This window comes from Clostridium sp. CCUG 7971, assembly GCF_017590215.1.
In the GTDB taxonomy this organism is placed as follows: Bacteria; Bacillota; Clostridia; order Peptostreptococcales; family Peptostreptococcaceae; genus Faecalimicrobium.
In genome coordinates, this window is the sequence record NZ_JAFFPK010000054.1 from 40,647 (window position 1) to 65,581 (window position 24,935).

General features: G+C 27.9%; 28 protein-coding genes. 5 read left to right on the forward strand and 23 right to left on the reverse strand.

Annotation, left to right across the window (positions count from 1 at the left end; all coding sequences use genetic code 11):
- Positions 1 to 19 precede the first annotated feature (19 nt).
- From JWF52_RS07820 to JWF52_RS07865, 10 genes are all read right to left on the reverse strand, one after another.
- Positions 20 to 1,507 carry a TrkH family potassium uptake protein gene (locus tag JWF52_RS07820; RefSeq protein WP_208333012.1) on the reverse strand — a complete coding sequence of 496 codons (1,488 nt, stop codon included), beginning with the start codon at positions 1,505 to 1,507 and terminating at the stop codon, positions 20 to 22.
- The gene (locus tag JWF52_RS07825; protein WP_208333013.1) at positions 1,507 to 2,175 is read right to left on the reverse strand and encodes a potassium channel family protein; all 669 of its coding nucleotides are present in this window, start codon (positions 2,173 to 2,175) and stop codon (positions 1,507 to 1,509) included. The genes JWF52_RS07820 and JWF52_RS07825 overlap by 1 nt, the downstream gene beginning before the upstream one ends.
- The gene (locus tag JWF52_RS07830; protein WP_208333014.1) at positions 2,175 to 2,651 is read right to left on the reverse strand and encodes a potassium channel family protein; all 477 of its coding nucleotides are present in this window, start codon (positions 2,649 to 2,651) and stop codon (positions 2,175 to 2,177) included. Before JWF52_RS07830 ends, JWF52_RS07825 begins: the two co-directional genes overlap by 1 nt.
- Positions 2,652 to 2,795: 144 nt before the next feature.
- Positions 2,796 to 3,497, reverse strand: a complete 702-nt coding sequence (locus JWF52_RS07835; RefSeq protein ID WP_208333015.1) for a response regulator — start codon at positions 3,495 to 3,497, stop codon at positions 2,796 to 2,798.
- On the reverse strand, positions 3,498 to 5,087 hold the full coding sequence (locus tag JWF52_RS07840) for an ATP-binding protein (RefSeq protein WP_208333016.1): 1,590 nt from the start codon (positions 5,085 to 5,087) through the stop codon (positions 3,498 to 3,500).
- 114 nt (positions 5,088 to 5,201) lie between these two features.
- The gene (locus JWF52_RS07845) at positions 5,202 to 5,591 is read right to left on the reverse strand and encodes a tetratricopeptide repeat protein (protein ID WP_208333018.1); all 390 of its coding nucleotides are present in this window, start codon (positions 5,589 to 5,591) and stop codon (positions 5,202 to 5,204) included.
- A 98-nt stretch (positions 5,592 to 5,689) separates the two neighbouring features.
- Positions 5,690 to 6,928 carry an FAD-dependent oxidoreductase gene (locus JWF52_RS07850; protein WP_208333019.1) on the reverse strand — a complete coding sequence of 413 codons (1,239 nt, stop codon included), beginning with the start codon at positions 6,926 to 6,928 and terminating at the stop codon, positions 5,690 to 5,692.
- A 62-nt stretch (positions 6,929 to 6,990) separates the two neighbouring features.
- Positions 6,991 to 7,539, reverse strand: a complete 549-nt coding sequence (locus tag JWF52_RS07855) for a YeeE/YedE thiosulfate transporter family protein (protein WP_208333021.1) — start codon at positions 7,537 to 7,539, stop codon at positions 6,991 to 6,993.
- A 24-nt stretch (positions 7,540 to 7,563) separates the two neighbouring features.
- Positions 7,564 to 7,791: a sulfurtransferase TusA family protein gene (locus tag JWF52_RS07860; protein ID WP_208333023.1), complete on the reverse strand. Its 228-nt coding sequence runs from the start codon at positions 7,789 to 7,791 to the stop codon at positions 7,564 to 7,566.
- A gap of 28 nt (positions 7,792 to 7,819) precedes the next feature.
- On the reverse strand, positions 7,820 to 8,512 hold the full coding sequence (locus JWF52_RS07865) for a YeeE/YedE thiosulfate transporter family protein (RefSeq protein ID WP_208333025.1): 693 nt from the start codon (positions 8,510 to 8,512) through the stop codon (positions 7,820 to 7,822).
- Between the two features lie 237 nt (positions 8,513 to 8,749).
- On the opposite strand from JWF52_RS07865, the gene JWF52_RS07870 reads away from it, so the two are divergent.
- Positions 8,750 to 9,649 (forward strand): LysR substrate-binding domain-containing protein, encoded by a 900-nt coding sequence (locus JWF52_RS07870; protein ID WP_208333027.1) that lies wholly within the window; start codon positions 8,750 to 8,752, stop codon positions 9,647 to 9,649.
- Here the strand turns inward: JWF52_RS07870 and JWF52_RS07875 are convergent.
- The 4 genes from JWF52_RS07875 to JWF52_RS07890 all read right to left on the reverse strand — a co-directional run bounded on the left by JWF52_RS07875 (position 9,646) and on the right by JWF52_RS07890 (position 12,451).
- Positions 9,646 to 9,867 (reverse strand): sulfurtransferase TusA family protein, encoded by a 222-nt coding sequence (locus JWF52_RS07875; protein WP_208333028.1) that lies wholly within the window; start codon positions 9,865 to 9,867, stop codon positions 9,646 to 9,648. The two genes, JWF52_RS07870 and JWF52_RS07875, sit on opposite strands and share 4 nt — an antisense overlap.
- Positions 9,868 to 9,997: 130 nt before the next feature.
- A complete protein-coding gene (rlmD, locus tag JWF52_RS07880; RefSeq protein WP_208333030.1) occupies positions 9,998 to 11,353 on the reverse strand; it encodes a 23S rRNA (uracil(1939)-C(5))-methyltransferase RlmD in 1,356 nt (451 codons plus the stop codon).
- Between the two features lie 28 nt (positions 11,354 to 11,381).
- The gene (locus JWF52_RS07885) at positions 11,382 to 12,104 is read right to left on the reverse strand and encodes a pseudouridine synthase (protein WP_208333032.1); all 723 of its coding nucleotides are present in this window, start codon (positions 12,102 to 12,104) and stop codon (positions 11,382 to 11,384) included.
- Positions 12,105 to 12,121: 17 nt separating this feature from the next.
- A complete protein-coding gene (locus tag JWF52_RS07890) occupies positions 12,122 to 12,451 on the reverse strand; it encodes a DUF1904 domain-containing protein (protein WP_208333034.1) in 330 nt (109 codons plus the stop codon).
- Between the two features lie 217 nt (positions 12,452 to 12,668).
- Between JWF52_RS07890 and fba the strand changes: the two genes are divergently transcribed.
- Positions 12,669 to 13,532 carry a class II fructose-1,6-bisphosphate aldolase gene (gene fba, locus JWF52_RS07895; RefSeq protein ID WP_208333035.1) on the forward strand — a complete coding sequence of 288 codons (864 nt, stop codon included), beginning with the start codon at positions 12,669 to 12,671 and terminating at the stop codon, positions 13,530 to 13,532.
- Between the two features lie 138 nt (positions 13,533 to 13,670).
- Here the strand turns inward: fba and JWF52_RS07900 are convergent, their stop codons facing one another.
- The 7 genes from JWF52_RS07900 to JWF52_RS07930 form a co-directional block, all read right to left on the reverse strand.
- The gene (locus JWF52_RS07900; RefSeq protein ID WP_208333037.1) at positions 13,671 to 14,156 is read right to left on the reverse strand and encodes a hypothetical protein; all 486 of its coding nucleotides are present in this window, start codon (positions 14,154 to 14,156) and stop codon (positions 13,671 to 13,673) included.
- Positions 14,157 to 14,187: 31 nt separating this feature from the next.
- Complete coding sequence (locus JWF52_RS07905; RefSeq protein WP_208333039.1) at positions 14,188 to 14,748, reverse strand: 5' nucleotidase, NT5C type; 561 nt, start codon at positions 14,746 to 14,748, stop codon at positions 14,188 to 14,190.
- A 139-nt stretch (positions 14,749 to 14,887) separates the two neighbouring features.
- Positions 14,888 to 15,739: a hypothetical protein gene (locus tag JWF52_RS07910; protein ID WP_208333040.1), complete on the reverse strand. Its 852-nt coding sequence runs from the start codon at positions 15,737 to 15,739 to the stop codon at positions 14,888 to 14,890.
- 96 nt (positions 15,740 to 15,835) lie between these two features.
- Positions 15,836 to 16,528: a metallophosphoesterase gene (locus JWF52_RS07915; RefSeq protein ID WP_208333050.1), complete on the reverse strand. Its 693-nt coding sequence runs from the start codon at positions 16,526 to 16,528 to the stop codon at positions 15,836 to 15,838.
- An 82-nt stretch (positions 16,529 to 16,610) separates the two neighbouring features.
- Positions 16,611 to 17,396 carry a GTP pyrophosphokinase gene (locus JWF52_RS07920; RefSeq protein WP_208333042.1) on the reverse strand — a complete coding sequence of 262 codons (786 nt, stop codon included), beginning with the start codon at positions 17,394 to 17,396 and terminating at the stop codon, positions 16,611 to 16,613.
- 40 nt (positions 17,397 to 17,436) lie between these two features.
- Positions 17,437 to 18,357 carry an MBL fold metallo-hydrolase gene (locus JWF52_RS07925; protein ID WP_208333043.1) on the reverse strand — a complete coding sequence of 307 codons (921 nt, stop codon included), beginning with the start codon at positions 18,355 to 18,357 and terminating at the stop codon, positions 17,437 to 17,439.
- A 13-nt stretch (positions 18,358 to 18,370) separates the two neighbouring features.
- Positions 18,371 to 19,099 carry a YkgJ family cysteine cluster protein gene (locus tag JWF52_RS07930; RefSeq protein WP_208333044.1) on the reverse strand — a complete coding sequence of 243 codons (729 nt, stop codon included), beginning with the start codon at positions 19,097 to 19,099 and terminating at the stop codon, positions 18,371 to 18,373.
- Between the two features lie 85 nt (positions 19,100 to 19,184).
- On the opposite strand from JWF52_RS07930, the gene JWF52_RS07935 reads away from it, so the two are divergent.
- Together JWF52_RS07935 and JWF52_RS07940 are read left to right on the forward strand one after the other, a co-directional pair.
- A complete protein-coding gene (locus JWF52_RS07935; protein WP_042277170.1) occupies positions 19,185 to 19,436 on the forward strand; it encodes a hypothetical protein in 252 nt (83 codons plus the stop codon).
- 308 nt (positions 19,437 to 19,744) lie between these two features.
- Positions 19,745 to 20,083 carry a hypothetical protein gene (locus JWF52_RS07940; RefSeq protein ID WP_286184059.1) on the forward strand — a complete coding sequence of 113 codons (339 nt, stop codon included), beginning with the start codon at positions 19,745 to 19,747 and terminating at the stop codon, positions 20,081 to 20,083.
- Between the two features lie 215 nt (positions 20,084 to 20,298).
- Here the strand turns inward: JWF52_RS07940 and adhE are convergent, their stop codons facing one another.
- Complete coding sequence (gene adhE, locus JWF52_RS07945; protein WP_208333045.1) at positions 20,299 to 22,968, reverse strand: bifunctional acetaldehyde-CoA/alcohol dehydrogenase; 2,670 nt, start codon at positions 22,966 to 22,968, stop codon at positions 20,299 to 20,301.
- Positions 22,969 to 23,243: 275 nt separating this feature from the next.
- Positions 23,244 to 23,840, reverse strand: a complete 597-nt coding sequence (locus JWF52_RS07950) for a DUF4230 domain-containing protein (RefSeq protein ID WP_208333046.1) — start codon at positions 23,838 to 23,840, stop codon at positions 23,244 to 23,246.
- A 156-nt stretch (positions 23,841 to 23,996) separates the two neighbouring features.
- Here JWF52_RS07950 and JWF52_RS07955 point away from each other — a divergent pair, with 156 nt between their 5' ends.
- Positions 23,997 to 24,908 carry a manganese-dependent inorganic pyrophosphatase gene (locus JWF52_RS07955; RefSeq protein WP_208333047.1) on the forward strand — a complete coding sequence of 304 codons (912 nt, stop codon included), beginning with the start codon at positions 23,997 to 23,999 and terminating at the stop codon, positions 24,906 to 24,908.
- Positions 24,909 to 24,935 lie beyond the last annotated feature (27 nt).

Genomic DNA, 24,935 nt, shown 5'->3' on the forward strand with positions numbered 1-24,935 from the left:
TTGTAAAATTTATATATATTTAATTAATTTTACTTGTAATAGACCTTTTATTTTTAAAGTTTTTTAATATTTTGATAGTAGCTATAAATATAACCCATATTTCAAGCCTTCCAAACATCATTCCAATTATCTCTGTCCATAAAATAATAGGTGGCGCTGTTGCTGATGTGATACCTATAGATAATCCTACTGTGCCTAAAGAAGATGCAAATTCAAATAATGAATCCTGTAATGGATATCCGTGTATAAGCATTATAGAAACTCCTATAATAAATATAATCATATATATAAATGCATAATTTGATGCATCCATAATATCAGATTTTTCTATATATACTTTTCCTTCTGGCTTAAACATGCGGTCTTCATTTACTAAATTATCAGATATAAATTTTTTTCTTAAGTTCCAAATAAGTCTTTTTATCATTAAATATACTCTATATAATTTAATTCCTCCTGCTGTTGATCCAGCGCCTCCACCTATAATCATTAATATAATCATTATAAAAATAGCGAATGAACTCCAATTACTATATCCTACTGTTGAAAATCCAGTTGTCGAAAGAGCTGATATTATTTCAAAAGATGCTACCCTTAATCCTTTACCCAAACTACCATATAACCCATTTAATGAAGTGAATGCTACTAATGGTATAGATATACCAATTAGTATTAACATAAATCTTATTTCACTTATTTTTAAAAACTTTTTAAATTTACCGCTTACTAATAATAAGTGTGCTGCAAAATTAGTTGTCCCAAGTATCATTAATATTATAGTTACTAATTCTATAGGAAAGCTATTATATGCACCTATACTATCTGTTCTCACTCCAAAACCTCCAGTTGATAATGCCGCTATTGAGTGATTTATAGCATCAAATAATGGCATGCCTAGTATACAATACAAAATTATACCTGATATAACATACCCTGAATAAATAGACATTATCATCCTTGATGATTTAAGAAGATTTGGTAATAATTTATCTAAGTGTCCTTCAGAATTATAAAGTTTCATACCAAATGTAGATGATAATGCTGATACCATTACTAGAACAATTCCTACCCCTCCAAAGAAATTCATTGTACTTCTGTGTATTAAAAATATCTTTGGACATTCCTCTACGTCTATAACAGATAAACCAGTTGTAGTCCATCCACTTACTGATTCAAAGTAGGCTTGAGTAAAGTTTAATTCTCCTGATATAATAAAAGGTAGTGCTGAAAATAATGTTGCTAAAATCCATATAGACACAACTATAACTGCATCTTCTCCTACAGATAATTTTTCATTTTCTTTAAATGATGAAGCTTTGCTTAATATAAATCCTGTTATTATAGCAACAGCTGATGGAATTACAAATGACAAAGTATGCCTAACTTCATTATGATAAACAATTAATGTTAATAAAGGGATCAATAGTATTGTCCCTATTATCATTAACAATACTCCTATATAAGCAATTATAATGTTATCCTTTAAAAATGATTTTATTTTTTTCATTACTTACCCACGCCTCCAATTATATTATTAATGATACTTTTTTGCGCGTTAGGTGTTGATAGTATAATTAGCTTATCCTCTAAAAATATTTTAGTGCTCCCCTTTGGAATTATGCTATTTGACCCTCTTATAATACATCCAATTATCGCTTCTTCTGAAAGTACTATATCTTTTATTAATTTTCCACAAACAACATAATTTTCTTTAATAACTATTTCCATTATACTAACTTTTCCATCTTCGATTGGCATAAATTTGTGTATTTCATCTACTGTTGCCATTTGTTCTATCATATCCGCTACAATATATGTTGAACTTATAGCTGTATCGATGCCTAGAGATTTAAAAACATCAACATTTTTAGGGTTAGTTACTGTGGCAAAAACTTTTTTTACTCTATAAACATTCTTAGCTAACTGGCATATTGCCAAATTATCATAGTCTTTTTGAGTTAATGCTATCACTATGTCAACTTTATATATATTTGCTTCTTCTAACATATATGGTTTAGTTCCATCTCCACACATTACTGATGCGTCATATTTTCTAGATAAGTTCTTACAATATTCATAATCATTATTTATAATAGTCACTTTATGATTTTTAGATATTAAAGATTTTAAAATAAATTCTGATGTCTTACGCCCACCAACTATTAATATATCCATTAAGCTTCCTCCATTCTTATGCCATTAATTCTAAATCTTGATATCCCGGAATTTTTATACTTAGATGGTTCATAAACTAACTTTTCAAATTCATCTATAGTTAACTTTGTTGGATAAATAGTTTGTATATCAGATTTATTATATATAACTTCTTTTTCTATATCATATAACCTAGACACAACCTTATTTACCTTAAATACTATCTTAGCAATTTGAGCAATCATAATATTTGTATTATCATCATCTGTTGCAGCTACAATAGTCTTTGCTTTCTCTATTCCAGCTTCCATCAAAACATCTATATCAGTTGCATCACCTTGTAATTTAAAACCACTATAGTTTTGTGATAATTTTCTAAAACAAGCTTTATCTATATCAATAATAACAACATCTTCACCTTTTGCTGATAATATAGAAGCTATACTAGCTCCAAATCTACTGCATCCTGCTATAATAATATAATTATTTTTTTTCATTTTTTTTGCTCCTTAAAGTTAAATTATTTATACAACTATTCTAGCAAATTCTATACAAATATCTTGTTAAGATAATTAGTATTGTATAAAGATTGTGTTAAGATAGATTAATAAAAAAAGAAAGCTTAAATTTTAAGCTTTCTTTTATTCATCTACTAATCTGTAACCAACTCCAATTTCTGTTATTATATATTCTGGCTGAGCTGGATTTTTTTCAATTTTCCTTCTTATACTTGCCATAAATACTCTCAAAGACTTTGTTTCACTTTCACAATATCCACCCCAAACTTCATTTATTATAAATTTATGCGTTAACACTTTTCCTGGATATTTTGACATTAACTCTAGTAACTTATACTCTATTGGTGTTAAGTGTATAATTTCTCCACGCACAGATACTCTACGCTTATCAAAATCTATTTTTAAGTCTCTAAGTTCGAAACTTGATACTGGATTATCTTGAGCATTATTATTTTTATTAAAATTTCTAAGACCCACCCTTATTCGTGCTAAAAGTTCAGATACACTAAATGGTTTAGTTAAATAATCATCAGCTCCACTATCTAAGGCTTCTACTTTATCCCTTTCTCTTTCTCTTGCTGATACAACTATTATCTTTGCCTTAGTTCTATCTCTTATTTTTTCTATTATCTCGACACCATCCATATCTGGTAAACCTAAATCTAATATTATTATCTCTGGGTTCATAGAAAATACTAAAGATACTGCTGTATTTCCAGAGCTAGTTTCTATACATTTATATCCTTGAGCCTCAAGTGATACCTTAATAAATTTACAAATTGGCTTATCATCTTCTACAATTAAAATTAATGGCTTTATATCCATTTACATCACTCCTTTTGAAGGTATACTAAATCTAAATGTCGCTCCTTTTGAAGAATTATTAGAAACTTCAATCTTACCTCCATGGGCTTCAATAATTGACTTACATATAGCAAGCCCTAGTCCTATACCTCTTTTTTCAATATTCTTTGACTTTGTTTTTGTATAAAATCTATCAAATATATAATTTATATCCTCCATTGGTATCCCATTACCATCATCTGATACTTCAAAAATAACATTATCTGCATCTTTTATAACCTTTACTAATATATTAGAATTTTCCGGTGTGTATCTTATAGCATTTTGAATTAAATTAACAATAACTTGTTCAATTAGTAGCCCGTCAACATATATTAAAATCATGTCATCAGGTAGCTCTACCTTTATATTATGATTACCTGAAAATTTCCTTATTCTTGCTATGGATTCTGCTACAATCTCTTCAACTACCTCTATTTCCTTTTTTATACTAAGAGTTCCCTCATCTATTTTAGTCATACTTAAAATATTTTCAAATGAATGAGTAAGCCAAATAGTATCCTCATAAATATTTTTCAGTAATTCTTTTTTTATATCATTATCTAGTACTTCATCATTTTCAATAATTGTTGATGCCGACCCAAGAATACTTGTAAGTGGTGTTCTTAAGTCATGAGATATGGATCTTAAAAGATTACCTCTTAATCTTTCTCTTTCTGCTTCTAGATTTACTAATTTATTTTTTTCAAATAAATTTTCCCTCTCAATTGCTAGTGCAACTTGTGTAGAAATTGATTCTAATAAGATTTTCTCATTTTCTTTAATAATCTCTTTTTCAAATGATGCTATACCTATGACCCCTAAAATTGAAATTTGGCCTTTTATAGGATAATAATAAGAACTACTTTCTTCATATATACCTGTTCCTATACCTATGGGATTTCCACTTTCAAATGCCTTATAAGTTGCCTTTTTAGCTAAGTCTAATTTAAATATATTTTCACTACCATCACTATTTGCTATATATATATTAGGCTCTTTTAAATTATCATTTGAATCTACAACGGTTATCATAATATTTCTTTTAAGCATTTCAACTAAACTTTCCCCACAAAAATCTAGTACTTGATTTCTATTCCTAGCTTTAAGTAATTTTTTATTATTTTTATACAGTAACTTTATTATATTTTCACGAATCAGAGATATTCTAGCCTCTTTTTTCGCTTTAGATGTGAGAGTACTAGCTATAATTGCCGTAATAAGCATTATAATAAATGTTACAGGATAATCAGCTCTATATGCTAAAAATGTATAATATGGTTCTGTAAAAAAGAAATTAAATGATAAAACCCCTATCACTGATGCAAATATACCATAAAAATATCCATCTGTACTACTCGCTGAAAATAGCACTCCTAATATATAAATTAATATAATGCTTACTTCATTAAGCCCTACTTCTCTAAATATAAAAGATATAATTATGGATGCTATCATTATTAGTGCAATTTTTATTAAGTTATATATAATTGTATTTTTATTATGTATTTCTATATCTTGACTATAGTTATAATTGTCTAAATTATCTTCATCATAATCAGTTATACTCATAGTTTCCTCCTATCTGCTATTGATAATATTTTATATCATTATATGGTTAATAATATTAAGTTTCAATATATTATAGTTTAAAATATTATTTAATATAATAAAAAGACTATAAATTTATAGTCTTTTTAATCTACCAATATTTTTTTCATCATATACTATTTTGTAGTAATATTTTTCAAGAATTAATGATTCATATCCATATTTTATATTTTCAATATTAAATTTATATGAAAATGAGCTTATTCTCTCTAAATTTATACTCGAAGCTTTAAATGTGGGATCTAATGAGTAAGATGCTCTATAATGTTTTCTAGCTAAATCTAACTCTCCCCTCATTTCATAAATAATTCCTAATAAATTATGTGGCTTTGGTGAAGAATCATCTTGCAACATAGCTTCATGTATATACTCTATAGCTTCATTTAAATTACCTATTTTTATATTGTTAATTGATTCTTTTATACATTTTTCAAAACTATCTATTGTTAAGTAGTTATCTATCATAGCCTACACTCCTATTTATTTAAATATTGATTTATAATTATACTTTATCAAAATTTAAATAAATATAGTATTAAGATAATTATTTACAGATAAAGATTCTATAAAGATTTATAATTTTTTATTAGTTTTTCAATTGTCTCAGTTTTTATACCTTCAGTTAGTAACCCTACAACTTTATTTTTATTAATAAATATTACTGCTGGGAATTTTTCTACACCTAAACACGCTGAAATTCCTTGAGATTTATAAATATCTACTTTTGTAACATCTATACTTTCACCATGTTTTTCCTCAAAACTTTCTATTATTGGCAAAAGTTCTCGGCATACTGGATCTACTGCATTCCATAAATATATAAGGGATGGTTTTCCACCATTTAGTATTTGATTTTCATAAACTTCCATCTCTGCAATGTATTTCTCTGCTCCATATCCTGCAATGGCTCCGTCTCCTACTGCTGTTGAAACTTGTTTTAAGAATTTATCACGTACATCACCTGCTGCAAATACACCTGATACGTTTGTCTCCATTTTTTCATTTGTAACAAGATAACCTGCTGGATTCATATCTAGTATACCTTTGAAGAATTCCGTGTTAGGTATATACCCTATAAAAAGGAAACAAGAATCTACATCTACTGGTATTAATTCATTTGTTTTTGTATTTTTAAGAACTACTTTTGAAAGGTGACCTTCCCCTTCAAAGCTTTCTACTAACGTATTCCACATAAAAGACATCTTAGGATTATTAAGTGCTTCAGCTTTTGCAATTTCATTACAATCCATCTTTCCTGGATCGTGCATTACAGATACAATAACTTTTTTTGCAAATTTAGTCAAAAATATACCTTCCTCTATTGCTGCATCACCGCTACCTATTACCATAACTGTTTTATCTGTATTAGCTGCTGCGTCACATGTTGCACAGAAAGATATTCCTTTATCATATAAATAATTTTCTTCATTTTTGGCACCTGTTAGGCGTGGCTTTCCTCCACTTACTACAATAACTGCCTTTGCTTCATAGTTTACCCTAAAAGTTTCAACAACCTTTTTATCTTTTTCTAATGTTACTCCTTTTACATCCGTTAACTTAAATTTCACTCCAAATTTCTTAGCTTGTTTATGGAATAAGTCCATTAATTCAAGTCCTGTTGTCCCATTAGGAAATCCAGGATAGTTTTCAATTTCATTTGTATATGTTGCAAGCCCACCTACCAATGATTTTTCTATAATAAGTGTTTTTAATCTAGCACGGCCACAATAAATAGCTGCTGTAAGTCCTGAAGCTCCTCCCCCTATTATTACTACGTCAAACTGCTCTACCTTTTTTTCCATAATATGTGCCCTCCTTTATAAAAAATTTGCAGGGTTGCTATTTTCATAGCCCCTGCTTTTATCTACATAAAATATCTTGCTAATAATTTACTTCCTATAAATGCTCCCCCAAATAAGAACAATCCAAAAATCCATCCTGAAAGTGAAAGAGATGCAATTGAAGTGAATAACGCTCCAATGTTACATCCACCTGCAAGTCTTGCTCCATATCCCATTAGAAGTCCACCAAGAATAGCTGCTATTACTTGTTTAAAAGATTTAATCTTTTTAAACTTAAATTGAGATGCAAAAAGTACTGCAACGAAAGCACCTACTATAATACCAAGATTTCTAATAGAGCCTCCATCATTCATAAATCCTGTGCTTAGTGTTTTTTGTGCCCCTTCTGAGGCAAAATATGACCAGCTACCTGCATCTCCACCTAAAGCATTGTATATCCACGCTCCCCAATTGGCAAAAGTACCTGTAACTCCCCATCCACTATCAAATATAGATAAATGTGCAATTTGAAATATACTAAGTAATACTGCACCAGCAACATATGTAAGAGGCTCTTTTAGTAGTGTTTTATATGTTTTATTTTTTCCTAGTTTAATCCAAAATTCCTTCAACGTTCTCACCTACTTTATGAATTATTATTTATTTTTTTGAATTACTATTTCCCACTCACCATCATCTACTTCTTCAATTTCCACATTATGTCCTTGCTTTCTTGCCCATTCTGGTACATTTTTCATTGCACAACTATGATCTATTTCTACTATAAGGATATCTCCTACGTTTAATTCACCCATTTTTTTCTCTGTTTTCATTAATGGTATTGGACAAGCCTCTCCTAAACAATCAAGATTATATTCTACCATCTTAAATTCCCCCTTATTTTTTATTATTTTATTCTCCTGTTCCCATTTTCTTTTCTTGCCACTTAACAGCAGCTATATAAAGTAAAACAAGAATAATTGCTTGAACTACAAGTGCTCCTAACCATCCAAACACGTCTGGTAAAAATATTTTTGGTGCCTTTTCATTAAATGTCGGCCCCCAAAATCCCATATCGTGCGCTCCCCATAAAGAACCAATTACGAAAAATATTAATGATAGCATTTGCATTGAAAAACCTTCTCCAACTCTCATTAATGTTCCAGATGCACATCCTCCTGCAATAACCATGCCAATACCAAAGAGAATTGCTCCCACTATAAGTGGTATTCCAATAGGTGATACTGCACTCATTCCTGGAATTTCATTGCCTTTAATTACTGCACTATATTTAATTGCAGTAAATCCTATTGTTGTTAAAGTTAGTGCTACAATAATTGCCCTTGTAACAGATGTACTTCCTGTAATACAAGGATCTCTAAAAGCTGCTGTAAAACAGAATCTAGATCTTTGTAATATATAGCCAAAACTAATACCAAAAATCCAATAAATTACAAGTTTTGTGTTATAAGTACTTAAGTAAATTCCAAATGCTACTATTATAGCTGTAACAATAAGAGCAATAGGAATTTGACTCTTTTTAGCTTTACGTGGTGCACGTGATTTACGTATAGATTTAATTTCTGCTTCATTTACACTAGACATCTTGCTACCCCCTTTGCACAAAAACTACTTTTTAACTTGCTTTATATTTAAATCTAGACTCTTATAAGAATGAGCCAAGAAAATATAAACCTTATACTAGCTAATTCCTCTTTATATAAATTATTATAGCACTGATTGTTATTTTTTTATCATTCATATGATTAATGCTACATTAGTAAAATCTTATAGCAAATTTTATATCTTATGATAAAATCAAATAAAGGGGGGCGTTATGAAATGAATTTTAACTATCTCAGTCAATTTGTTGATGTAGTCAAACTCGGTAGCATCTCTAAAGGCGCTGAAAAAAATCATATATCTCAGTCAGCTCTTAGCCAACAGATTAAACTTATGGAGCAATTTCTTGACTCAACTTTGCTTGAAAGAAGTAATAAGGGAGTGTCTTTAACACCTCAAGGCAATATAGTTTATAAGCAATCTCTTCAAATCATTACACTATATAATAAAATGCTTCAAGATATTGAAAGAATGCAAAATCAAGATAAAGTACTTGAAATTTTTTCAACTTCTTCTATATGCGATTATGCTCTACCTTGTACGCTTTATCATATCAAGAAAAAGTATCCCCAGCTTACTATCAAATTATCTAATATGTCTAGCCAACTGATTGAGGAGCATATCGCTTGTGGACAAGGTACCATTGGGTTTATATCTGGGAAACCTAAAAATAAATCTCTTATAAGTAAAAAAATTTTTTCTGATAAGATTTGTCTTGTAGCAGGAAATGATATGAGCGTGCCTGCCTATTTAAGTAAAGAAATGCTTTATGATTATCCCATAATTATGTTAGATTCATCTAAATATATAAGACATCAACTTGATAAATACTTAAAAAAAATAGGTATTGATGTATCAAACCTTAAGATTCTATACTCCTTAGATTCAATAGAATCTATTAAATCTTCATCTGCAAGAGGTTTTGGTCTTGCTTTTTTACCTTATATGACCATAAAAAAAGAACTATATAATAAACAACTCAAAATTATTGAAATGGATGATTTTAAATTAGATAATAATTTTTATACTGTTACTAAACCTTTAGACGATTCCTACGATAAAGAAATATATAAACTAATAAATTACATAGAAAAAACAATTTCTAAGACCATTTGCTAAATGGTCTTAAATACTTTTACTTCCCAAACACCATTTATGACTTCTTCATAGTTATATGTAAAATTATGATTTTTACAAAAATCTTTAATAGAAATTAATGTGCAACTATGGTCTGTAATAATTATAATAGTTTCCCCTTTTTCAATTTTCTTAATGTGATTTTGTAAATGAATAATTGGAATAGGGCAAATTTCTCCTAAACAATCAATTTTTTTCATAACGCTCTCCTCCCCTTTTATAATTTATAAATAAACTATATCATACATAAGAAATCAAATTTATCTATAATACTAGAAATAAAAATAGAGTAGAAAGAATTTTAATTCTAACTACCCTATTATAAAAATATTATTTCTTTTTTAATTTAACTACAGTTTCAACATGAGGAGTGTTAGGGAACATATCCATACACTTAACCTTTTCTATTTCATATCCATAATTTTTAAATTCAACTAAATCAAGAACTAAAGTCTTAGGATTACAAGAAATGTAGATTATCTCTTTGGCACCAAAACTCGATATATCTCTTATTGCATCTTTGTGAACACCTGGTCTTGGCGGGTCAACTATTATTAAATCTGGCTTAACCTTAAAGTTTTTAACAGTTTTAGCAACATCACCTGCAACAAATTCACAGTTAGTAAGTCCATTTAATTTAGCATTTTCGTTAGCAGCAACTACTGCTTCTTCTATTATTTCAATTCCATAAACTTTTTTAGCGCTACCTGCCATAACTTGCCCTATAGTTCCAGTCCCACTATATAAATCAAATACAACTTTATCAGCATGATTTCCTATAAATTCTCTAGCCATAGTATAAAGATCTTCTGCACCTTTTGTATTAGTTTGGAAGAATGAGAAAGGAGATATTTTAAATTTAAGACCTAAAACTTCTTCTTGTATATAATCTCTACCATGTAATACTCTAAGTTCATCACATTGAACTGCATCAGCTAATCCATCATTTATAGTGTGTAATATACTTACTAACTCAGCATCTAATGAAAGTCCTAATAATAAAGTTTTATACTCTGTCATATCAAAATCTATTTGAGAAGAAGTAACTATGTTTACCATTAATTCTTTAGTGTTAACACCTTTTCTTACAACAAGGTTTCTTAGGTACCCTTTATGATTTACCGTTCTATAATAAGGAAGCTCTTTTTCATTAAAGTACTGTACTGTTTTACTTAGTACTTCTATAAAATCATTATCTACTAATAGACATCCATCAACTGTCATTATATCTATATGTCTTCCCTTTTTATGAAGACCTAATGTAAGAGGACCATCTTTCATTTCATCTCCGAAAGTATACTCCATCTTATTTCTATATAATCTTTCTAATGGACTTCCTTTTATACCTTCAAATTTAAATCCAAACAAATCTTGGTTTAAGAATAAATCCATTACTTGCTTTTCTTTTATTTCTAATTGTTTTTCATAAGGAACTGATAATATAGAACATCCTCCACATTCTCCAAAATGCTTACAAGTTTTTGCTGTTTCTATTGGTGAATTTTCTAGTAATTCTAACATTTTAACATCCGCTTTACCACTTCTAGTTCTCTTAACAGCTGCTCTTACCTTTTGACCAGTTATTCCACCTTTCATATGAATATCTCTATTTCCGTATAGACTTACAGACGTTCCTCCGAACTCCATTTTGTCTACTTCAAACTCTATAATATCTTTTTTCTTCACTAATGTTACCTCCGCTTAAGTCTATTATCTATCTTTCTTCCATTAATCTGATTTCTTCTTCAGTTAATTCTCTATATTCTCCTAAAGCTAAACTTTCATCTAACTTTAATTTACCCATAGACAGTCTTTTTAAGTATACTACTTTTTTACCTACACTCTCAAACATTCTTTTTACTTGGTGGAACTTTCCTTCATGTATAGTAAGTTCTATTTCTGATATTTCTTCACTTTTTAGTATCTTTAATTGAGATGGCATAGTTTCATACCCATCATCTAAAATTACACCTTTTTCAAATGCTGTTATATCTTCTTCAGTTACCAAGCCTTCAATTTTTGCATAGTAAGTTTTTGGTACATGTTTCTTAGGTGATAATACTCTATGTGAAAGTTGCCCATCATTTGTTAATATTAATAAACCTTCTGTATCTTTATCTAATCTACCTACTGGAAAAGGTTCAAATACAAGATATGATGGATCTATTAAGTCTAAAACTATAGGATCTCTCTTATCAAAAGTTGCAGATATATATCCATCTGGTTTATTTAACATTATATAAACAAATTCTCTGTAGCTTACAGCTTCTCCATCAAATAAAATTTCATCATTTTCAGTGTCAACTTGAAGACCAGGATTATTTACTACCTTTCCATTTACAGTTATTTTTCCGTATTTACAGTATTTTTTTATTTCCGCTCTACTTCCACATCCTATATTTGAAAGTACTTTATCTAAACGTAATTTTTTAGCCATATCTAAATTTGACTTCCTTAGAAGTGCTCTCCATTTTCATAGTATTTTTCTTTTTCAAATACTGTAAATGCAAGATCCATATTTTCTACGCTTAAATTATTTCTTATGCTATCAGTTATAATTTTAGCTACTGTATCTTGAACCTCTTGGCCTCTATCAAACCACGCTATTTCTACAAATGGATAAACATCAGCTATTTTTCCATCTCTTATTGCAACTGATTTTATACACTCTATTTCAAAATAGTCTCTTGGACATTTAACAGCTTCAACTAAACTATCTATCATATTTTCACTTATTTTTAATATTTCATTTTCATGTATTCCTCTTATTTTAATTTGTGGCATTTTTTCTTCCTTTCTATATTAAATACTATTTTATATTTTAACATAGCTTAAAATATAAAACGTTTATTTTTGATGTACTAATTATAGATATTATTATACTTTTAATTTCATGTTATTACAATTTACTATATACTTTTTTTGTATATTAGTTATAATATTAAGTGATGGGTAAATTTTATAAATTTTTAACAATATAATTTATTTGGAGGTTTTACGTATGTTAGTTTCAGCTAAAGAAATGTTAATAAAAGCTAGAGAAGGTAAATATGCAGTAGGTCAATTCAACATCAATAACTTAGAGTGGACAAAGGCAGTATTATTAACTGCTCAAGAAAACAATTCACCTGTTATATTAGGTGTATCTGAGGGTGCAGGTAAATATATGGGTGGTTACAAAACTATAGTTGGAATGGTTAACGGAATGTTAGAAGAATTAAAAATAACAGTTCCAGTTGCACTACACTTAGACCACGGTAGCTATGATGGAGCTTTAAAAGTAATAGAAGCAGGATTCTCTTCTGTTATGTTTGATGGTTCTCATTATTCTATAGAAGAAAATATAGCTAAAACTAAAGAAGTACTTGAAATAGCTCATTCTAAAGGTATATCTGTAGAAGCAGAAGTTGGTTCTATAGGTGGAGAAGAAGATGGTGTTGTTGGAGCTGGGGAAGTTGCAGATCCAGCTGAATGTAAATTAATAGCAGATTTAGGGGTTGATATGTTAGCTGCTGGTATCGGTAATATACATGGTCAATATCCAGAAAACTGGGCAGGATTAAGCTTCGATGCTTTAGCTGCTATAAATGATACTACAGGAGAAATGCCATTAGTATTACACGGTGGAACTGGTATACCTGCAGATATGATACAAAAAGCTATATCTTTAGGTGTTTCTAAAATAAATGTTAACACTGAGTGTCAATTAGCATTTGCAGAAGCTACTCGTAAATATATAGAAGCTGGAAAAGACTTACAAGGTAAAGGATTTGACCCTCGTAAAGTATTAGCTCCAGGATTCGAAGCTATAAAAGCTACTGTTAAAGAAAAGATGGAATTATTCGGTTCTGTAAACAAAGCTTAATTTTATGTCGAGTTTCATAAAATAAATTATAAAAAATTTATTAAATTAATGTGATCGATAATATCACTAGAATTATAAAGGACCTTAGTATAATGTAGATTTCTACAATACTAAGGTCTTTTTTAATCAAACTTTTAATTAACTATAAAATTTAGATCCACCAACTAATTGTCTTTTTCCAACTATTTTAGCTAAATTAGTAAGTGATGCTATTTTTATTTCCTTAAAACTTATAAGGAATACAAATTTAAAATCAGTAAATGTTTCATCTATATTATATACATCGAAGAAACATCTTACATTATCAAATCTGTACGTATCTTGTAATTCTTCTTCTATTTCATCTGTAGCATCTTTTAAATATGCTCTTACATCTTCAAACAATACATTAAAGTAAGAATCATCTAATTCTTCTCCAATTTCTTCTACTAACTCTTCTATATCTTGCATATCAAATACTTCTTCAGATAACTTACAATCAAATACCATTATGTTCTTTTGATTTATACTATTTGATATGTCTTGTATATCCTCAAAATCTGGACGCAATCCTAAGATATCTTTAACTTCATTACTTTGTACATGAAATTTTCCTTTTTCATTTTTTAATTCTAACTTTATCACAAGATCGCCTCCCCCATCATGTAATAACTCTCTATTTATATGAATCTATAAATTCTTTTATTTCTATCCAGTTATTAACTCTAGTTATATTTTCATGAACTACACCTTTATTATAATTTGTATCTATTAATAAAACTTTAATTCCTTCATCTGCAAGTTGTATTGCATTGTAAGGATTATCTTCTATAAATACATTACAATTTAATGCTTTTGCTTTTTCTACTTTATAGTCACTTCCTAATAAATGGACTTCTATTCCAGAAAATCCACTATCTTCTAGCCATTTTTTAGTAATTTCAGTTAAACTTTCACTTCTTGCTGTTACAAAATACACAGTATTTTCAGAACATAGCTCTTCTATTATCTCTTTTGCACCTTCAACTACTGACGCTTCTCCATATGAATGCATATATTTTTCATGGAATTCACTTAGCATTCTATCCATTTTTATTTCATATAAAGTTTCCCAATCGCAAGTATTGCATTGTTCTTCTGTTATATTTTTATTATATAATTCATTTAAGTATGGTATAAAGTGATATGGACTTGTTATTGTTCCGTCTATATCAACGCATATATTTAGTTTGTTCATATTATCCTCCCTATTTCCCATCTGATTTATAGTTAAGACATTATAGCATATGTTAAATTATAAATCAAAATATATAATTTAAGTATATGTATATAATACCAAAAGCTTACCTTAAAAGGTAAGCTTTTAAATATATTTATTACATTTTATCATTTAAATCACTTAATCTTTCTTTAAAGCTAGTTATATGTTTATCTGATAATTTTAAGTACTCTGTTATTTTTCCTATATATTTAGGATTTTTAGTCTCTATAAGTTTAGAGGCAGATACCATAGCCTTTTCTCTTAATTCATACGCTTTTCTTACATCATCTCTTGCATTATATAGTACTTGTGTATAATTTTTTTCTGAAAGAGATGGTATATTCATATCATTATACATAGATATAACTTCTTTGCACATCTTTTGAGCATGTTTAATATCTTCTCCTATACTATCTAGATGTTTAAGATTTTCAGATATATTCTTAGTATATGGCATACAGTCTCTCATCGGAACTAAGGCTATTGTTTCTATATCATAAATTTCTTTTTTAAATTCTGTTACAATTTCTTTATCTGTTTTTTCTTTAGTAATAGCTACATCTTCTGTTTTATTATCTTTTGATAAATCATTACTTTCTTTAAATTTATTATTAGATTTATCATTATTTTTAATAACTTCATTTTCATTACTAGATTTATTATTGTCTGATTCTATATTACTAGTAACTTTTTCACTTTTTTTATCTTTATCTTGTTTTTCATAATCTTTTTCAAAATTTGAAGCATATTTATCTTTATATCGTTCTTCTAAAGCATAGTTTTGATAATACATAGCCTCTTTTATTTTATTTAGGCCACTCATATACATATTTGTTATTACTATTGTGCTTACTAACACTATATAAATACTACTGTATATACAAGATCTTCTAAAGTTGTTATAATTCCTAAATAGAACTATTAAGGGTATAAGATATAAAAATAAGAATACTAATATCCATCTCATTAATAACAATCTCCTTTTCATGTATATGGAATCAAAATGCTCCATTATACCTATTTTTATCCATTTAGTTTATATTATTTACAACTTTTTAGTTTATTAATCCATTATTTTTATTAAATTAAAGTCTAGAAAATCACAAGAAGCAAGTATATATTCTACTCCATTTCTAATTCCTTTTAATCCCATCTTAAAAGATTCTTTTCCATGTAAGTGTCCATATATAACTTTTTCAACTTTATACTCTTCAAACAATTTAGTATATAAAGACTCTTCAAGTTTATCATTAGTTGGAGGGTAGTGAGTTATTGCAATTAGTTTAGAATATCCTTTTTTACGAGCTGATTCTAATGATAATCTTAATCTATTTTCTTCTCTTATATAAATTTTTTCATCATTTTTATCAAACTTTACATCATTTGGACAAATCCATCCTCTTCCGCCACATATTGCATAATCTTTGTACTCATAAAAGTTAGTTTGTAAAAATTTCATATCTTCATATAATTTATTTAATCCTGTAACTGTTGTCCACCAATAATCATGATTTCCTTTTATAAAAATCTTTTTACCTGGTAAGTTATTTATTATATCTAAATCAGCTTTTCCTTCAGCTAAATTTATTCCCCATGAAGTATCTCCTAAAACTAAGACTAAATCATCTTCTTTTACATTTGCTTTCCAATTGTCAATAATTTTATTTTCATGATTTCTCCAATTGTCACCAAATACATCCATCGGTTTATCTACTGCCGTTGAAAAATGTAAATCTCCTATTGCATATAAACTCATATTCATAATCCTTTCTAGTGTCTCTTTAGTTTATTTTCTTTCTAAAAAAGAAAGCTATCCACTTACATGGATAACCCTCTAGTTATTTTTTATATTGTTGTAATAATCCATCTATCTCATGTTTTAAATTAATTATTTCTGTTATATCTTTTTCATTATCAATTTTATCTAATCTTCTTTGAAATAATATAGCTTTATGAGTTTCTCCTACATTATATAATTCTTGAACTTTATTTAAAACATCTCTTACTGTTATAGACTTTACTTGATACATAACTTGTGCTTTCATTATGTCTTCTCTTATCTCACTCATCTCTTGATCTAGTAAGAATGCAGCATCTGCTGCTCTTCTTAGCCTTACTGCTAAGTTTTCCGGTATATAATGTTCATATTTATATTTTAAAGAGTGTTCTATTGTTGCCCAAAAGTTCATAGCTAATGTTCTTATTTGTATTTCACATAAAATTTCCTTTGATCCAGCAATTGAGTTTATAGGGTATTTTATTATTACATGATAACTTCTATATCCACTATCTTTAAAATTTTCGATATAGTCCTTTGCACATACTATAGACATATCACTTCTAGTTTGAATTAACTCTACTATAGTGTATATGTCCTCTACGAATTGACACATTATCCTAATACCTGCTATATCTTCCATTTCAGCTTCTATGTCTTGTATATTTAAACGCTTAACCTTCGATACTATTGAAGCTATCTTCTTCGTTCTACCTGTTACAAATTCGATTGGAGAGTATTCTCCTTTTGCTAGAAATTCTTTTCTTATATTCTTAAATTTCACCTTTAATTCTTCAACTGCATGTTCATAAGGAGCTAATACTTCGTCCCACTTTTCGTATTCCATCTCGCTCATCCTTTATTATATTTTTCCAGTTATACTCATTTTAACATAGTTTATTTTTTTGTGTATAATAAAGCAATTCTCCTTCATTTATAAGATATCCTACTTCTCCTAAGTCAGCTAAATAACTTATTATAGATACTAATGAAGACTTAAAAAAGTGATATTCTTTATAATTATTACTTAAGATATTATTTTTTATAATATTTTTAAGTAAATTTTCTAATCCTATTGGTTCTTTTAATTGCTCTCTTATTTGATTTAAATATTTTTCTATAGCTTCTTTATGCTTATTTATCAAATTATAACTTTCGAATTTAGATATAACTTTTTTTCCATGGCTAACTACTAAGAAATCAAAATCTATATTTTTAAGTTTATCTAATGAGTCCATTTGATCTTTTATATCATGCATAAATAAAAAGTCATATTTATTAAGCATTTCTTCGCCTATTAAAAGGTCTCCTACAAATAATACTTTATCTTTTGTTAAGATACCTATACTACCTGGTGTATGCCCCTTAAAATCTATTATATTAAATTCTATACGATTTAATTCTATTATACCTTCATTTATAATTTCATCTATTTGTACTTCATCTAATGATTTATTTCTTAATTTACCATCCATAAATTTATTACTTTTTCCACCTATTATATATTTAGAAAATAACTCTGGATTTTCTATATATAATTTTGCATATTTTGATGACATTATTAATAAATCTTTATACTCTTCTCTAAATTGATTACATGCACCATAATGGTCGTTGTGTTCATGTGTATTTATTATAAATTTTAGGTTTATATTATTTGATTTTAATATATCAATTACTCTTTTAGGTCTTAATCCACATAGACCTGGGTCTATAATAAGCGCGCTATTATCATCATATAAATATATACCTGTATTCGTTCCACCTTTTATATAAAAAGTATTTCCTTTTATATTTAATAAATCCATTTTAACTCCTACTTTATAGTAATATTTTTTTTAGTCTATTTATAGTTCTTATTCTAATATCTTCTTCTTTTGATACTCTTATTTTTATATTATAAGCTGTATCTTCATGAAGCAAACTTTCAACGAAATATTCAACTATACCTCTATCCTTAAACTCTATATCTATAATACCTTTTGAATATAACTTTGAATCTAGAGTCATTAATTTATCTGAAAAACTAAGCCTTGTTGACTTATCTAAATAATCATTTTCTGGTTTAAAACTATCACAATAATTTATTTTATAATTTACTACTTCATCACTAATCTCAAATCCACACTTTGATTTCATTAGATTTTTATAGTCTAAGTTTCTCTTTGTAACATTTAGTAAATTTTTATTATAATCTTCTTTTTTCCAGTGGCCAAATAATCTACAATTTAAAGGTCTAACTTCATATATTAAACATCTATTGTTTTCATCTTTAAAAGGACAAGAGCTCTTTTTTATATATTCAAAAAAATAATAATCTAATACCTTACTTAAACATTTCTTTCTTAATTCATTGTTCCCTTTTAAGTATTCAAATATATTTATAAATTCTATTAAGTTTATACCGACAGATTCCATACAGCAATTTCCGCATCCACTGCAATCTCCACTTGGTAAAGAATTATATACTTTGTTTAGCTTATTAAATAATTCATTTTCCTTAGAATAATCTATACAATTTAATATATCAATCTTTTTTATACTAGTCATTATTATTACTCCTTGTTATAATTATTAGGTTAATACAAACAATTATTATAACACATTTTTTATGATTAATTATAGGAGGCATTTTATGAATAGATATACAAAGATAATAAACATGATGGATAGTTACTTCACTAAGGACTATGAAAAACAAAAAAAGAATATAACTAAGGTTAGAGAAGTTAGAGAAGAAACTGTTAGAAAGTTCTTCTTACAAGGTGATTGTGAAGTTTTAGTTATACTTGAGGAATCAGGTAAAGAAATCCTTATAGATGATTTTTCTTCTGATGAGGATATAAAAAAATACCTTGGTCCTAAGTTCATAAACAAAAAAAGATAATTAAAAACTTTACACAATAATATCAATAACCTATAAAATAGGTATGTTGCTAAAGGGGATGTTATCACATCCTTTTTTAGTATTTAAATAAAGTTTTAAAGTATCTAAAAATTTTTTATAATTATGTATAATTTAATTTCATCTGTCCATAATAGTAATATAAAATTAAATATTTAACTCAATCTCCCCCAATTTGAGCTTCCGTTCCCCCAACGGAAGCTCTTTTTATATTTATATATATAAGATATAATTATATATAAATAGTATAGACAGCTTGCCTAAATCAAAATAAGAAATGAGGTATAATTATGATACAAATAGGAAACTTAAACTTAGATACAGATTTTCAATATAGAATAATTAGAGAAGAAGAAAATGATATTGATTTATTTATTGATATAAATTATCGTAGCTTGGATATAAATTCTCAAGGTTCTAATTTATTTTTATCTAGAATACAATTCCCTTTTGTTAGATCATTAATACTTAGAATTAACAAAGAAAATAATCTAATGACTATTCATTTAATGAGGGATATAGATTTATTCTCTGCATTTGCAAATTTTGAAGTTGATTATAAAGATTCAATAATAAGCATAAAAAATGACCTTGAAAAAGTAGTTATAAATAAATCATCTATAAAATAATAAGGGGGCCTTAATAGGCCCCTTTTATTTATTATATAAATTATATTAACTTTATAACTTTACGTCAATATTAATTTTCTGAATTTTTCAAATTATTAATCTTTACTCTTTATTATTCTTAAATTAAATTATATTTCTTTATCAAAATAAAGGGGTCTTAATAGACTCCTTTATTTTGATTTTTATGTTAACTCTTATTTAAAATGCATTTGCTACTAAGCTTTGCATACTTCTTCTTTTTTATTTTTTGATGTATTTGATTTTTTTACTCCATATATTGTTTCATATATTTCCACTAATTCAGTTACTAATGGTAATCTTGGGTTAGCTGGAGTACATTGATCATCAAATGCATCTAATGCTAATCTTTCTATTGCAGCGAAATAAGTTTCTTCATCTATACCACACTCTTTTACTGTCATTGGTATATTTACTTCTTTCATTAAGCTTCTTATAGCTTCAACTAGGTTCTTAACACCTTCTTCTGTAGTATTAGCTTTTAATCCTAAATATTTAGCTATTTCAGCATATTTTTTATCTGCTACGAAAGACTTATATTTAGGGAATGCAGCAAACTTAGTTGGCATAGTTGCATTATATTCTATTACATGAGGTAATAATATTGCATTAGCTCTACCATGTGGTATATGGAACTCTGATCCCAGTTTATGAGCTAATGAATGGTTTATTCCTAAGAATGCATTTGCAAATGCCATACCTGCCATGCAAGAAGCATTGTGCATTTTTTCTCTAGCTTCTTTACCTTCTGCAGTATTAGCTCCTTTATATGATTTTGGTAAATATTCAAATACCATTTCTATAGCTTTTATAGCTAAAGCATCTGTATAATCTGTTGCCATTACAGATACATAAGCTTCTATAGCATGAGTTAATACATCTAATCCTGTATCTGCAGTAACTGCTGCTGGTACTGTCATTACGAAGTTTGGATCTATTATAGCTACGTCTGGAGTTAATTCATAATCAGCTAAAGGATATTTAACATTGTTTACTTTATCAGTTATAACTGCGAAAGATGTAACTTCTGAACCAGTTCCTGAAGTAGTTGGAATAGCTACCATTTTAGCTTTTCTTCCTAATTTAGGGAACTTGTATATTCTTTTTCTTATATCCATGAATTTTAATCTTAAATCTTCAAAGTCTGCTTCTGGATTTTCATAGAATAACCACATACCCTTAGCAGCATCCATTGCAGATCCTCCACCTAATGCTATTATAGTATCCGGCTTAAACTTTCTCATCGCCTCAGCACCATTTAATACTGTATCTACAGATGGATCTGGTTCTACATCACAGAATATATCTATCATAACTGGGTTTCTTCTTTTTCTTAGATGGTATTCTAATTTTTCAACATATCCTAATTGAACCATCATTCTATCAGTTACAATCATAACTCTTTCTGTGTTTGGTAATTTTTCTAAGTATTGTACTGATCCAACTTCATGGTATATTCTATCTGGAACTTTGAACCATTGCATATTTACTCTTCTCTTAGTAACTTTCTTAAGGTTTATTAAGTTTACAGCTGATACGTTATCAGTAGTTGAGTTGTTACCCATAGATCCACATCCTAAAGTTAATGATGGTGTATTCACGTTATATACATCTCCTATTGCACCGTGAGTAGATGGCGCGTTTACTAATAATCTTCCTGTTCTTACTCTATTACTAAATTCTAGTATTATATCATCATCATTTGAGTGTATAACTGCTGAGTGACCTAATCCACCAAACTCTGTCATCTCAACACATTTTTGTATACCATCTTTAGCATCTTTAGCTTTTATACAAGCAAGTACTGGACTTAACTTTTCTTTAGATAATGGATAATCTACTCCTACTCCACCTATTTCAGCTACTAATATTTTTACATCCTTTGGTATTTCAAATCCTGCCATTTGTGCTATTGTATATGGACTTTGTCCAACTATATTAGGATTTAATGAATTAGTTTCTGGGTTTATAACTGTTTTTTCTAATAATCCTTTTTCTTTTGAATTTACAAAGTAACAGTTATACCCTTTCATTATTTCAACTACATCATTGTATATAGGTTCTTCTACTATAACTGCTTGTTCTGAAGCACATATCATTCCGTTGTCAAATGACTTAGATAATATTAAATCATTTACAGCTTGCTTAACATCAGCAGTTTTTTCTATAAAACAAGGTACGTTACCTGCTCCAACTCCTAGTGCTGGTTTTCCTGAAGAATAAGCAGATTTTACCATTCCAGGTCCTCCAGTTGCTAATATTAATGATACTCCATTATTTTTCATAAGAGCACTTGAAGCTTCTAATGATGGTACTTCTATCCATTGGATACAGTTTTCTGGAGCACCAGCTTCTACAGCTGCATCTCTTAATATTTTCGCAGCTTCTGCTGAACATTTTTGAGCTGATGGATGGAAGCTGAATATTATTGGATTTCTTCCTTTTATAGATATTAACGATTTAAACATTGTTGTTGAAGTTGGGTTAGTAACAGGAGTAACCCCAGCTACAACACCTATCGGTTCTGCAACCATCATGTATCCTTCTTCATCATTTTCTTCGATAACTCCAACTGTTTTTTTGTATTTTATACTATTATAAACATATTCAGTAGCGAATATATTTTTAGTTACTTTATCTTCGAATATTCCTCTTTTAGTTTCTTCTACTGCCATTTGAGCAAGCTCTATATGTTTATCAAGACCTGCTTTAGCCATAGCCCCTACTATTTTATCTATTGCTTCTTGGTCTAACTTTAGCATAGCATCCTTAGCTATATTTGCCTTTGTTACTAAATCATTAATCATGTTTTCTACACTAAATTCTTGCTTTGCTTCTACTTTAGTATTTTTTACTTCCTTTGCCATAATCAATTCCTCCCAATAATTTTTTATATAAAACTATGTTAGTTAATTAACAAACTTGCTATAATTAGATAATACATTACCCGATTATTTATGTCAATATGTTTTGTTATTTTTTTATCTATGTCGTACAATGAAAACGTTTTTATTTTATTCTCACTGAAAAAACGTTTAAATTCTAACTTTCTAACCTTATTTAAATTCTTATTTATTTTTTTATTTTAGCAAAAAATAAGATAGTTAAAAATTAGTCAACTATCTTACATTTTAATGAATTTTTATTTAAAAATAACTTCTACTTCTTTGTATCCTATACTTTTAAGCATATTTTCTATACTTAATTTAGTATTTGCTTTTACTTCATCTATAAAACCTTCATCTATTATCTTTTTTTCATATTCTTTTTTATATTTATTAACATCATCAAAAACTTCTTGTACTCCTAATTTATTAAATATAGAGCTTTTTACATCATATACATATAAATTATCATTATCTATATAGTGGTCTAGTATTTCACATTTTTTTATCTCAACCAGTATCTTATCTCCTGTATTTTTAGTTATACTTATATTTTCAGGCTTTACACCTGCATTTATAACTCCATTGTACTTAATTACAAATGATTTTTCTGTAAAAGGAATCTTTATATCATTTATACTTTTATCTTTTTTTACTGTAACAACATTACTATAGTTATATTTTACTGTATTTATATCTAGTACTTGACTTATGGTATCTATAACCTTTGTTGTATCCTTATATATGTTTTGATTACTTTTATATTTATGTATAGAGCATGCAGTTGTTATTACTAGCAATAAAATGGGTAATAATATGAGCAATATCTTAATTTTTTTTCGTTTTTGTAACACATTACTTCCTCCTTTTGATATAATAATTTTTGTTGTTAGTAAATACGCTCATGATATCGCTTATTTAAAACTAGCGATTTAGATATAAAATATTTTGTAAATTAAAATAATATATTTCTTTAGTATATATTATTTTATGAGAGGAGAAATTTTAATATGTCATTATTAGTTTTTGGACATAAGAATCCTGATACAGATTCTATATGTTCTTCAATTTCATTATCTTACTTAAAAAATCAATTAGGTATAGATGCAAAGCCTTACGCTTTAGGAGAGGTTAGAAAAGAAGCCCAATTCGTTTTAGATTACTTTAAGGTTGATGCTCCAGAAGTTTTATCAACTTCAGTAAAAGGATTAGATGTTGTATTAGTTGACCACAACGAATACGCTCAAAGTGCTGATGATATAAAGGATGCTAATATAGTTGAAATAGTTGACCACCATAAAATAGGAGGAATAGCTACTGATGTACCTATAAGCTTTAGAGTTATGCCTGTTGGATGTAGTTGTACAGTAATATACAATATGTTTAAAGAAAATAATGTAGAGATCCCTTATCATATAGCTGGCCTTTTATTATCTGCTATATTATCAGATACATTATTATTTAAATCTCCAACTACTACTGATAAAGATAAAGAAGCTTGTGAAGTATTAAGTAAAATAGCTAACGTTAATATGGAAGAATATGCTATGGAAATGTTTAAAGCTGGTACTTCTTTAGATGAGTTCAGTATAGAAGAAATAGTAAACATGGATTTTAAAGAGTTCAATATGAGCGAAAAAAGAGTTGGTATAGGACAAGTATTCACTTTAGATATAGATTCTATATTAGCTAAAAAAGATGATTTCTTAGCTTATATAAATGCATCTGAATATGATATGTTAGTTTTAGCATTAACTGACATAATAAAAGAAGGTTCTTATTTAATATACAAAGCTGATGATAGCATAATATCTGATGCTTTTAATATAAAAGCTCACCAAGGAGTATTTTCTGAAGGTGTTGTTTCTAGAAAGAAACAATTAGTTCCAAACTTAACTCAAGCTATAAAGGCTACAGTTTAAATAAAAAGAAAAAGGAAGGTATATACC

What these genes read in the sequence shown, in the direction of transcription:
- JWF52_RS07885 (WP_208333032.1), bottom strand. Translation starts at nt 12,104, where the DNA reads ATGGCTAAAAAATTACGTTTAGATAAAGTACTTTCAAATATAGGATGT.
- JWF52_RS07830 (WP_208333014.1), bottom strand. Translation starts at nt 2,651, where the DNA reads ATGAAAAAAAATAATTATATTATTATAGCAGGATGCAGTAGATTTGGA.
- JWF52_RS07935 (WP_042277170.1), top strand. Translation starts at nt 19,185, where the DNA reads ATGAATAGATATACAAAGATAATAAACATGATGGATAGTTACTTCACT.
- JWF52_RS07925 (WP_208333043.1), bottom strand. Translation starts at nt 18,357, where the DNA reads ATGGATTTATTAAATATAAAAGGAAATACTTTTTATATAAAAGGTGGA.
- JWF52_RS07905 (WP_208333039.1), bottom strand. Translation starts at nt 14,748, where the DNA reads ATGAACAAACTAAATATATGCGTTGATATAGACGGAACAATAACAAGT.
- JWF52_RS07875 (WP_208333028.1), bottom strand. Translation starts at nt 9,867, where the DNA reads ATGAAAAAAATTGATTGTTTAGGAGAAATTTGCCCTATTCCAATTATT.
- JWF52_RS07920 (WP_208333042.1), bottom strand. Translation starts at nt 17,396, where the DNA reads ATGGAATACGAAAAGTGGGACGAAGTATTAGCTCCTTATGAACATGCA.
- JWF52_RS07825 (WP_208333013.1), bottom strand. Translation starts at nt 2,175, where the DNA reads ATGGATATATTAATAGTTGGTGGGCGTAAGACATCAGAATTTATTTTA.
- JWF52_RS07915 (WP_208333050.1), bottom strand. Translation starts at nt 16,528, where the DNA reads ATGAGTTTATATGCAATAGGAGATTTACATTTTTCAACGGCAGTAGAT.
- JWF52_RS07835 (WP_208333015.1), bottom strand. Translation starts at nt 3,497, where the DNA reads ATGGATATAAAGCCATTAATTTTAATTGTAGAAGATGATAAGCCAATT.
- JWF52_RS07840 (WP_208333016.1), bottom strand. Translation starts at nt 5,087, where the DNA reads ATGAGTATAACTGATTATGATGAAGATAATTTAGACAATTATAACTAT.
- adhE (WP_208333045.1), bottom strand. Translation starts at nt 22,968, where the DNA reads ATGGCAAAGGAAGTAAAAAATACTAAAGTAGAAGCAAAGCAAGAATTT.
- JWF52_RS07865 (WP_208333025.1), bottom strand. Translation starts at nt 8,512, where the DNA reads ATGTCTAGTGTAAATGAAGCAGAAATTAAATCTATACGTAAATCACGT.
- JWF52_RS07955 (WP_208333047.1), top strand. Translation starts at nt 23,997, where the DNA reads ATGTCATTATTAGTTTTTGGACATAAGAATCCTGATACAGATTCTATA.
- fba (WP_208333035.1), top strand. Translation starts at nt 12,669, where the DNA reads ATGTTAGTTTCAGCTAAAGAAATGTTAATAAAAGCTAGAGAAGGTAAA.
- JWF52_RS07910 (WP_208333040.1), bottom strand. Translation starts at nt 15,739, where the DNA reads ATGAGATGGATATTAGTATTCTTATTTTTATATCTTATACCCTTAATA.
- JWF52_RS07930 (WP_208333044.1), bottom strand. Translation starts at nt 19,099, where the DNA reads ATGACTAGTATAAAAAAGATTGATATATTAAATTGTATAGATTATTCT.
- JWF52_RS07860 (WP_208333023.1), bottom strand. Translation starts at nt 7,791, where the DNA reads ATGGTAGAATATAATCTTGATTGTTTAGGAGAGGCTTGTCCAATACCA.
- JWF52_RS07870 (WP_208333027.1), top strand. Translation starts at nt 8,750, where the DNA reads ATGAATTTTAACTATCTCAGTCAATTTGTTGATGTAGTCAAACTCGGT.
- JWF52_RS07820 (WP_208333012.1), bottom strand. Translation starts at nt 1,507, where the DNA reads ATGAAAAAAATAAAATCATTTTTAAAGGATAACATTATAATTGCTTAT.
- JWF52_RS07850 (WP_208333019.1), bottom strand. Translation starts at nt 6,928, where the DNA reads ATGGAAAAAAAGGTAGAGCAGTTTGACGTAGTAATAATAGGGGGAGGA.
- JWF52_RS07940 (WP_286184059.1), top strand. Translation starts at nt 19,745, where the DNA reads ATGATACAAATAGGAAACTTAAACTTAGATACAGATTTTCAATATAGA.
- JWF52_RS07890 (WP_208333034.1), bottom strand. Translation starts at nt 12,451, where the DNA reads ATGCCACAAATTAAAATAAGAGGAATACATGAAAATGAAATATTAAAA.
- JWF52_RS07845 (WP_208333018.1), bottom strand. Translation starts at nt 5,591, where the DNA reads ATGATAGATAACTACTTAACAATAGATAGTTTTGAAAAATGTATAAAA.